6 protein-coding genes and 3 pseudogenes are annotated in these 8,560 nt (G+C 62.1%); 4 read left to right on the plus strand and 5 right to left on the minus strand.

Features of this window, described 5'->3' with window-relative positions; genetic code table 11:
* Window positions 1-111: 111 nt before the first annotated feature.
* The 4 genes and pseudogenes from U1708_RS20160 to U1708_RS20175 all read right to left on the minus strand — a co-directional run.
* Window positions 112-273: pseudogene (locus U1708_RS20160) on the minus strand (IS256 family transposase); the annotation flags it as partial.
* 213 nt (window positions 274-486) lie between these two features.
* Window positions 487-1,622, minus strand: a protein-coding gene (locus tag U1708_RS20165) for an IS3 family transposase (RefSeq protein ID WP_409349189.1) whose coding sequence is annotated in 2 segments (ribosomal slippage) — window positions 487-1,353 and window positions 1,356-1,622 — 1,134 coding nt in all. Because the reading frame shifts where the segments join, the coding sequence is not laid out codon by codon here.
* A gap of 50 nt (window positions 1,623-1,672) precedes the next feature.
* A pseudogene (locus tag U1708_RS20170) lies at window positions 1,673-2,679 on the minus strand (IS110 family RNA-guided transposase).
* A 440-nt stretch (window positions 2,680-3,119) separates the two neighbouring features.
* Window positions 3,120-3,629, minus strand: a complete 510-nt coding sequence (locus U1708_RS20175; protein ID WP_332748059.1) for a MarR family winged helix-turn-helix transcriptional regulator — start codon at window positions 3,627-3,629, stop codon at window positions 3,120-3,122.
* A gap of 170 nt (window positions 3,630-3,799) precedes the next feature.
* Between U1708_RS20175 and U1708_RS20180 the strand changes: the two genes are divergently transcribed.
* A complete protein-coding gene (locus U1708_RS20180; protein ID WP_332748061.1) occupies window positions 3,800-4,945 on the plus strand; it encodes an HlyD family secretion protein in 1,146 nt (381 codons plus the stop codon).
* A 7-nt stretch (window positions 4,946-4,952) separates the two neighbouring features.
* On the opposite strand, the gene U1708_RS20185 is transcribed toward U1708_RS20180, so the two are convergent.
* Complete coding sequence (locus U1708_RS20185; RefSeq protein ID WP_332748067.1) at window positions 4,953-5,093, minus strand: hypothetical protein; 141 nt, start codon at window positions 5,091-5,093, stop codon at window positions 4,953-4,955.
* Here U1708_RS20185 and U1708_RS20190 point away from each other — a divergent pair.
* From U1708_RS20190 to U1708_RS20200, 3 genes and pseudogenes are all read left to right on the plus strand, one after another.
* The gene (locus U1708_RS20190; RefSeq protein ID WP_332748065.1) at window positions 5,032-6,459 is read left to right on the plus strand and encodes a DHA2 family efflux MFS transporter permease subunit; all 1,428 of its coding nucleotides are present in this window, start codon (window positions 5,032-5,034) and stop codon (window positions 6,457-6,459) included. The genes U1708_RS20185 and U1708_RS20190 overlap by 62 nt on opposite strands.
* A 4-nt stretch (window positions 6,460-6,463) precedes the next feature.
* Window positions 6,464-7,924 carry an efflux transporter outer membrane subunit gene (locus tag U1708_RS20195; RefSeq protein ID WP_332748063.1) on the plus strand — a complete coding sequence of 487 codons (1,461 nt, stop codon included), beginning with the start codon at window positions 6,464-6,466 and terminating at the stop codon, window positions 7,922-7,924.
* A gap of 159 nt (window positions 7,925-8,083) precedes the next feature.
* Window positions 8,084-8,284 (plus strand): annotated as a pseudogene (locus U1708_RS20200) (transposase); the annotation flags it as partial.
* Window positions 8,285-8,560 lie beyond the last annotated feature (276 nt).

Here is an 8,560-nt window from a genome sequence, read left to right on the forward strand (position 1 = left end):
CTCGCCCAACGCCGTATCGCGCCCGCCCACATCATCGCATGGTCGTTATGGCGACGAGCGCATCAAGCGGCCGCCCGCCACGCACATTTAAAGACCAGAATGCAACTGTAATGCTAGGCGCTCGCCGCTCTTCTCGCCATATCCAGCGCCGGTCAGACTGCCGACCTCCAGATCCATCAGCCGCTGCGCGGCAAAGCCAATCATCTCACGTAGAAATTCCGCATCCGCGCTCTTTCCCACAAGCGCCTGCAGGTTCATTGTATCGTCGGTCATCGAAGGTCTCCGTTGGTTGAGTCTCGCAACCCAATCCTATCCGAAGATCTTCGATGGCCACCCGTGAACCTGACCGGCCGCTACGGCGCTGGATGATAGCGCGCGGCCGGTCAGCTTCACTACTGCTGAGCTACACCACCAGCGGGGACACGACCGGTGGCTCGGTTCATTTGAACAGCTCGACGCGATTGCTAAGTGGAGCGTCCGCCGGTTTCATGCCGCTGCGAGAAGCGGCCGGTTGAAGTAGACGTGATCAGGCGTCCGGCGGTCAAGCGACGAGTGCGGGCGCCGTTCATTGTAGAACGTCAGATACAGGCCGATCGAGGCGCGGGCCTCGCTGACCGAGCCATAGGCCCGCAGGTAGACCTCCTCGTATTTCACGGAGCGCCACAGGCGCTCGACGAACACGTTGTCGCGCCAGGCGCCGCGGCCGTCCATGCTGATCGCGATCTTCTCGCGGTGCAGGACGGCGGTGAACGCCGTGCTGGTGAATTGGCTGCCCTGATCGGTATTGAAGATCTCCGGCGCCCCGACGCGCCTCAGCGCTTCCTCCAAAGCTTCGATGCAGAAGTCGGTCTCCAGCGTGATCGATAAGCGCCAGCTGAGCACCCGCCGGCTGAACCAGTCGACGATCGCGATCAGATAGACGAAGCCGCGCGCCATCGGGATGTAGGTTATGTCAGTCGCCCACACCTGGTTGGGCCGCGTCACCGCCAGCTTGCGCAGCAGATAGGGATAGATCTTGTGCCCTGGAGCCGACTTCGAGGTGTTCGGCCGTCGGTAGATCGCCTCGATCGTCATCCTCTTCATCAGCGTCGACACGTGCAGCCGGCCGACCTTGATGCCTTCGGCGGCAAGCAGGTCGCGCAACATCCTGCTGCCAGCGAACGGGTAATCCATGTGCAACGCGTCGATCCGCCGCATGATCGCGAGGTCGGCAGCCGAGGTCAGCCTGGGAAGATAGTAGACGCTGCCGCGGCTGATCCCCAACTCGCGCGCCTGCCGTGTGACCGGCAACGCATGCGAACGGTGGATCATCGTCTTGCGCTCGGCAACAGTCCCGCCTTCCCGAGCGCCCCGGACAAAAAATCGTTCACCAGCGTCAACTCGCCGATCTTGGCGTGCAACGTCTTCACATCAATCTCAGGCTCGGCTGGTTTACTATGGCCGTCCGACCCGAAAACTCCTGCCGCCCCTTCTAGCAGCTGGCCGCGCCAGATCGTGATCTGATTCGGGTGCACGTCGAATTGCTGCGCCAACTCGGCCAGCGTCTTCTCGCCCTTCACAGCAGCCAAGGCCACCTTCGCCTTGAAGGCCGGGCTGTGGTTCCGGCGTGTTCGCTTCGTCATCTCATCTCCTGTTCGGCGCCATGCTGGCCGCCTTCAGGCAGAAACTCCACTTAGCAGCCTGTCCAGATTTCCCGAGCCACCTCTGTTGCCCAGGCGATCCGCGCCAGCTTGTTCGCGAGTGCGACAAGCACGACGTTGCGGTGAGCACCGCGCTCGATCATCGCTTTGAGCCACCGGCCGAGCGGCGTGTCGCTCTGCGACAGCGAGGGCAACGCTGCCCGGGCACCGTGGATAAGCAAGGTGCGCAAATAGGTGTTGCCGCGCTTGGATATCCTGAGAAGCCGAGGCTTGCCACCAGTGGTGTGCTGTCGGGGAACGAGGCCGAGCCAGGCGGCCAGATCCCTGGCTTTGGCAAAGCTGCTGGCATCACCTACCGCCGCGACCAGAGCAGTTGCATTCAGAACCCTGACGCCGGGGATCGAGGTCAACCGTCGCGTGGCGGGATCATTGCGCGCGAGTGCGACGAGTTCTCCGTTTAGCGTTTCGATCTTTTCGTCGAGCTTTTTCCATTCGTCCCGCAGTTCGCCGACGAGTTGGTGTAGCCGCGTCGACAACACATCACCCTTGTCGGCGATTACGTCATCGATGCCGAGTTCCAGCTTACGCCGTCCGACGGGGAAGATGATCCCGCGCTCCAGCAGGATCGCACGCAACTGATTGATGAGGTTCGTACGTTCGGCCACGAGCCGCGACCGCACGCGATGCAGCGTCTGGATGTCGAGCTGCTCTTGCGATTTGAGTTCGACGAAGCGCATCGTCGGGCGTAACGCGATCTCCTCTGCATCCCGGTCGTCATTCTTCTGTGCCTTGACGTACGGGCGCACATATTCCGGCGACATCAGCCGGATTTCATGACCTCCCGCTTTGAACAGACGACCGAGGTGATGTGCTCCACAGCAAGCTTACATCGCAATCACGCAGCTTGGAAGCTGGCTACGTAGTCGATGAGAGACTGACGCCGCATCGACCGGCGAACGATGACGGCTCCGGCAGCGTCGACACCGACTACACGGCAGGCGTTCTTGCCAAGATCAACACCAAGAATAACAATAGACATTTGCTCACTCCCTTCGTTTCAGATGCCGACATTATATACGATGTCGGGTGAGTGGGGCGAGCCATCCGATAATCTGTTCCCAAATCGATTTTCCCGAAATGGCCTGAACGGCACGGGAAATCGGAATCCTTAGCTGACCGGCTTTGGCGACGCGGAACCCTACCCAAACTCCAAATGGGCATCCGGCAGGATGCCGCGCATGTCCTGAGTTTCGAACGTCTCGAATATCGTCACTTTTGCGACAACGCCATTTCCCGGAAAGGATTCAGACTACGCGGAAACTCGCCTATGATAGGTGACCGGAAGGCGCTTTCTGCGGAGGGAGATCAGTAGGCTTGGCAAGTCGGCGAGCAGATAGATGCGCCAGAGGCTCGGATAACCACTTCGGCATCAACCGCCTGCACACCGCCCACTCGCTTGCGATATCTCGGAAGTCGGGCTTACCCGTCGCAAGGCTTTGCACGATCGGGCGCCATCAGGTTCTCAATGACGTCGTCGAGCAGCGATTGTAGCTTGTCCATGTCATCTTGCAGTATACCGACGACAGCACATTGATCCTCACTGTCTCCTAGCAAACCCAACTGTTTTAAGATCGGCTGCGCCGCCTGGGTGAGATATAGCCGGTTAACGCGCCGATCCTTCGGATCGAGACGGCGCTCCACCCACTTCAACTCCTCCAGGCGATCAATCGTTTGGCCAGCAGCCACCGGTCCGATCTCGAGCCTTTCGGCGACCTCCCGCTGCGTACCGCCCTCCAGAACGTGGACGGCACCCAACATCCTCCACTGGGCCCGAGTGAGGGCCCCGCCGTCCGACGGCGTCATGGACCGGGCTCGCTCATCGAACCTCTTACGCAGCAGACGAGTGATCAGTGAAACCTGCGAGGCGAAGGTACGCCTTTCCGTGATGCCACCTAATACGGCCGGATCGTGCTGTTCTCTGTTCGCCATTGCTGTCCGCTCCATAGTCACACTATCGTCACCCACGCAAGAGAAGGTACGTTGCCTTATTATCCGGTTGCATTTGATCACGCCGCGGCGCAGATCGCAGCGTCAGAGTCTCCTTGAGCATGCAAAGACATGCCACCGCCGGTTCACGCCTTTCAATCGATCGAGGAAATATGAGCTTGGAAGACAGGCCGGGTCACCCGTCCGATTATCCCCACCTGGAAGACTCGGTTCCGGTCGTCGACCCTGCACCCGTCGTGCAGTCGGTCGACGATCAGCCGAAGAACCGTAGCCGGCTGCGCAAGCCGCTGTTGCTGGCAGCGCCGCTGATCGCGATCGCGCTTGGCCTTTTCTTTTATCTGAGTGGCGGGCGCTACCAGGAGACCGACAACGGTTATCTGCAATCGGGACTAGCCGCGGTCAGCGCCAATGTCAGCGGTCCCGTAATCTCCGTCGCCGTTCGCAACAACCAGCATGTGAACGCGGGAGACATTCTGTTCCGCATCGATCCAGCGCCCTTCCAAGCCGCGGTGGATGAGGCGGAGGCAGAGCTTGCCAGTGCACGTACCCAGGTCTCGTCGCTGCGCGCCAACTATCGTGAAGGTGAAGCCGGGCTGCAAGCGGCTCAGGACAAGCTCGCCTACGCCGTGCGTGAGGCAGCCCGGCAGAAGAGCTTGCTCGCCGAAGGTATCTCGTCGCAGAACCAGTACGATCAGGCCGTGCTGGCAGCGCAGAATGCCCGCCAGCAGATCCAGACGTCGGTCCAGCAGAATGCGGGCGTCGCCGCGACCTTGACTGGCAGCGTCAACGCGCCCACGGAGCGTCAGCCAGCCGTGCAGCGCGCGCAGGCAGCACTCGAGCGTGCACGATTGAACCTCGGCTACACGGTGGTACGCGCCAAGCAGGAAGGCATCATAACCAAGGTCAACCAGCTTCAGGTCGGCAGCTACGTCTCGGCAGCCAAGCCCGTGTTCACGCTGGCCAGCACCCGGCTCTGGGTCGAGGGCAATTTCAAGGAAGATCAGCTCAACCACATGCGGATCGGCCAGCGGGCGGAGTTCAAGGTCGACGCCTTTCCCGATCTGAAGCTGACCGGCCGCGTCGCCAGCTTTAGCCCGGGCACCGGCAACAGCTTCTCGCTACTCCCGGCCGAGAACGCGACCGGCAACTGGGTCAAGGTCGTGCAGCGCCTGCCGATCGAGTTCAGCATTGACGCGCTGCCCAGGGACGTGCCGCTGCACGCGGGCCTCAGCGTCGAGGTGAGCGTCGATACCGGCTATGAGCGCCACCTGTTCGGCGGTGCGACCAAGGCGAAATGACCGATGGTTATCCCGAGCCAACGGCGCGGCAGTTCATCACCGCATCGGTGATGGCAGCGACCGTGATGAACTCGCTCGACAGCACCATCGCCAACGTTGCGCTACCGCACATCCAGGGCAGCGTATCGGCGTCGAGCGAGGAGATCACCTGGGTGCTGACCTCCTATATCGTCGCAGCGGCGATCATGACGCCGTTGACCGGCTGGCTAGCCGGCCGGTTCGGGCGCAAGCGGCTGATGCTGTGGTCGATCGTTGGTTTCACGGTGGCGTCGGGACTATGCGGTCTCGCCAACAGCCTTGGCGAACTCGTGGGATTCCGGCTGCTTCAAGGCATTTTCGGTGCGGCGTTGGTGCCGATGAGCCAAGCGATCCTGCTCGATATCAACCCGCCCGAACGTCATGGACCCGCGATGGCGGTGTGGGGCATGGGAGCGATCCTGGGCCCGATCATTGGGCCCGCCCTGGGCGGCTGGCTCACCGACAACCTTTCGTGGCGCTGGGTGTTCTACATCAACTTGCCAATCGGTGCCCTGGCCTTCGCTGGCCTGTCTGGCTTCCTTACCGAAACCAAGGACGCGGCGAAGCCGCGGCTCGACCTGTTCGGCTTTGCCATGCTCGCGCTCGCGATCGGATCGATCCAGCTGATGCTCGACCGCGGCCAGACCAAGGACTGGTTTAGTTCGCTGGAAATCTGCGTCGAAGCTGCGTTAGGCCTGTTCTTCGGCTATCTGTTCGTTGTTCACACGCTGACCGCCCGCAAGCCATTCATCGATGTCGGCATGTTCAAGGATCGCAACTTCCTGACAGGATCGATCTTCGGGTTCTTCCTCGGCACCGTTTTGTTCGGTGTGCTCGCGCTGCTGCCGACCATGCTGGAGACGCTGATGGGCTATCCAGTGGTGCTGACCGGCCTCGTCACCGCGCCGCGCGGGATTGGCACCCTGGTGTCAATGATCGTCGTCGGACGCATCATCAAGCGCGTTGACGCGCGCCTGCTGATCTTCCTTGGCTTCGCCGTCGCTGCCTGGTCGCTCCACATGATGTCCGGCTTTTCGCTGGAGATGGGTCAGGGTCCGGTGATCCTGTCCGGCTTCATCCAAGGGATCGGCACCGGCCTGGTATTCGTGCCGCTGACGACGATTGCCTTTGCGACGCTGGATCCCAAATACCGCAACGAGGGCGCAGCAATGTTCACGCTCACGCGCAACATCGGCTCGGCGGTTGGCATTTCGGTGCTTCAGGCGATGACCATCCGCAACGCCGCCACGGTTCACTCCCGGCTGGTGGAAGGCGTACGGCCGGATAACCCTGCCCTTGACGGCGGCTTCGATTTCGATCTGCCGGGCGCCGTCGCCGCGATGAACGCGCAGATAAGCCGGCAGGCATCGATGGTTTCCTATGTCGACGCCTTCTGGCTGCTGTTCGTCCTCACCCTCATCATCATTCCCCTCCTGCTCCTGATGCGCGGCCCACGCGCCGGCGCGGCTGAGGGCCCGACCATTCACATGGACTGACCCAATGCGCTTGTTTCCTCTCCTTGTCGCGACGACGGCGCTGGCTGGCTGTACCGTTGGCCCCAACTTTACCCGCCCGGCAGCGCCGAGCACCTCGACCTATCTGTCGCTCGCTGAAGGGCAGGGTCAGACTACCGGCGCACCAGCCGCAAATCTCGGCAACGGCCCGGCCCTGCGCTGGTGGACCGCCTTCGGATCACCTGAACTCGATGCTCTGGTGGAGCGCGCCATGGCCAACAACCGGAGCCTGGCGGCAAGCAATGCGACGCTGGCGGCTGCCCGCGACGAACTGCGCGCAGTCACGGGTAGGCGCCTGCCGCAGATCGATGCCAACGCGCGGGTCGACCAGCAGCAGGTCAACCTTGCTGGCTTCGGCTTCGCCGGTAATAATCCGCTCGCGTCGAGTGGCAACCCGGAGTTCCACCTCTACTCGGTAGGCGGCGGGATAAGCTACGATCTCGACCTGTTTGGAGGGTTGCGCCGTCAGGTCGAACAAAGCGCCGCGCAGGCCGAGGCGCAGCAGCGTCAGACAGAGGCAGCTCATCTGTCGATCGCGGGCCAAGTGGTCAATCAGGTCCTGACAGTCGCGGCTCTCCGTGCGCAGATAGCGACGGCAAACGCGCTGCTCGGAGAAGATTTGCGCAACGTCGACCTGACGCAGAAACGCCGTCAGGGTGGCGAAGGTACTCTGGTCGAAGTGCTCAACGCACAAAGCCAGTATGCCGCCGATCGCGGCGACCTGCCACAGCTCGAGCAGCAACTTGCGGAGGCACGGCACCTGCTGGCAACACTCGTCGGCGTTGCGCCGTCGGAGCTGGGCGCGACCGAGTTCGATCTTGCACGGATGACCCTACCGATGTCGGTGCCGGTCGCGCTTCCGTCCGAGCTTGTCCATCGCCGGCCGGATATCCTGCAGGCCGAGGCTGATTTGCATGCTGCGGCAGCCGGTGTGGGCGTCGCTACCGCCCGGTTGTACCCGGACATCACGCTGGGCGCGACGCTTACGCAAGGGGCGCCAGGGATCGACAACCTCGTGAAGAACGCCTTCCGCGGGTACGACATCTTTGCCGGGTTAACCGCACCGATCTTCCATGGCGGCACGCTGAAGGCCGAACGGGCCGCGGCGATCGATCGTGCGCGGGCGAGTGAGGCGACCTACCAGCAGACCGTGCTAAACGCCTTTGGCCAAGTGGCTGATCTGTTGTCCGCGATCCAGAACGATACGCGCTCGGTCACCGTGCAGGCCGAGTCCGTGGCGGTCGCCGATCGTTCGCGCCAGCTTTCCCGCCGGAGCTTCCAGGTCGGTAATTCCGGCATCATCCAGGTTCTGGAATCCGAACGCCTGTATCAGCGCTCTAGCAACGGGCTTGTGGTCGCCCGCACCCGCCAGTTCCTGAACGTGGCGCGCCTGTATGTAGCCACTGCAGGCGGGTGGATGGGATCGCCTTCGACTTTAGCTAATTGACGGCATGCATGAGATGTCACCATCTCCATGCATCGGGGTCACGGATCTGATGCTTGGGTTGTGCCCCACGGGGTGGAGTAGGAACGGCGCCCAAATAGGGTAGCCATCGCCGATCTTCGGTAGGGTTCGGATGCGAACTCGAACCTGGAGAAGACGACGATGACCGATGCCAAGATGGCCCTGCTCGAGCTGGTCGAGCAAGAGGCGGATACGGATCTGGTGCGCGAGATGTTGGCGTTTGCCGCCGAGCGCATGATGGAGATCGAGGCGAAGACGGGCGCGCCTGCAGGCACCCGCTCAGCCGATCGCCTGAACCACCGCAATGGCTACCGCAAGCATGCCTGGGACACGCGTGCCGGGCGGGCCGCCCATCGACCATCCCAACATCCGGGGCTCACGATATTATCACTGAGGAGACGACAATGTTGCCACATCCCACCCTCGAACGACTGACCAGCATGGGGTTCGCCGGCATGGCCAGAGCGTATGGCGAACTCGCCGCCAATCCCGAAACCGACAGAGGCTGTTGAAAAACGACTGCTTGCGACGGTGACGAGGGCGTGATTCACTCCTGCAAGGCGGTAGGGGGATCACGGACATGATGGGTCGGCAGGTGGCGCAGGGGGCGCTGTTCTA

The organism is Sphingomonas arabinosi (assembly GCF_036663715.1).
In the GTDB taxonomy this organism is placed as follows: Bacteria; Pseudomonadota; Alphaproteobacteria; order Sphingomonadales; family Sphingomonadaceae; genus Sphingomonas.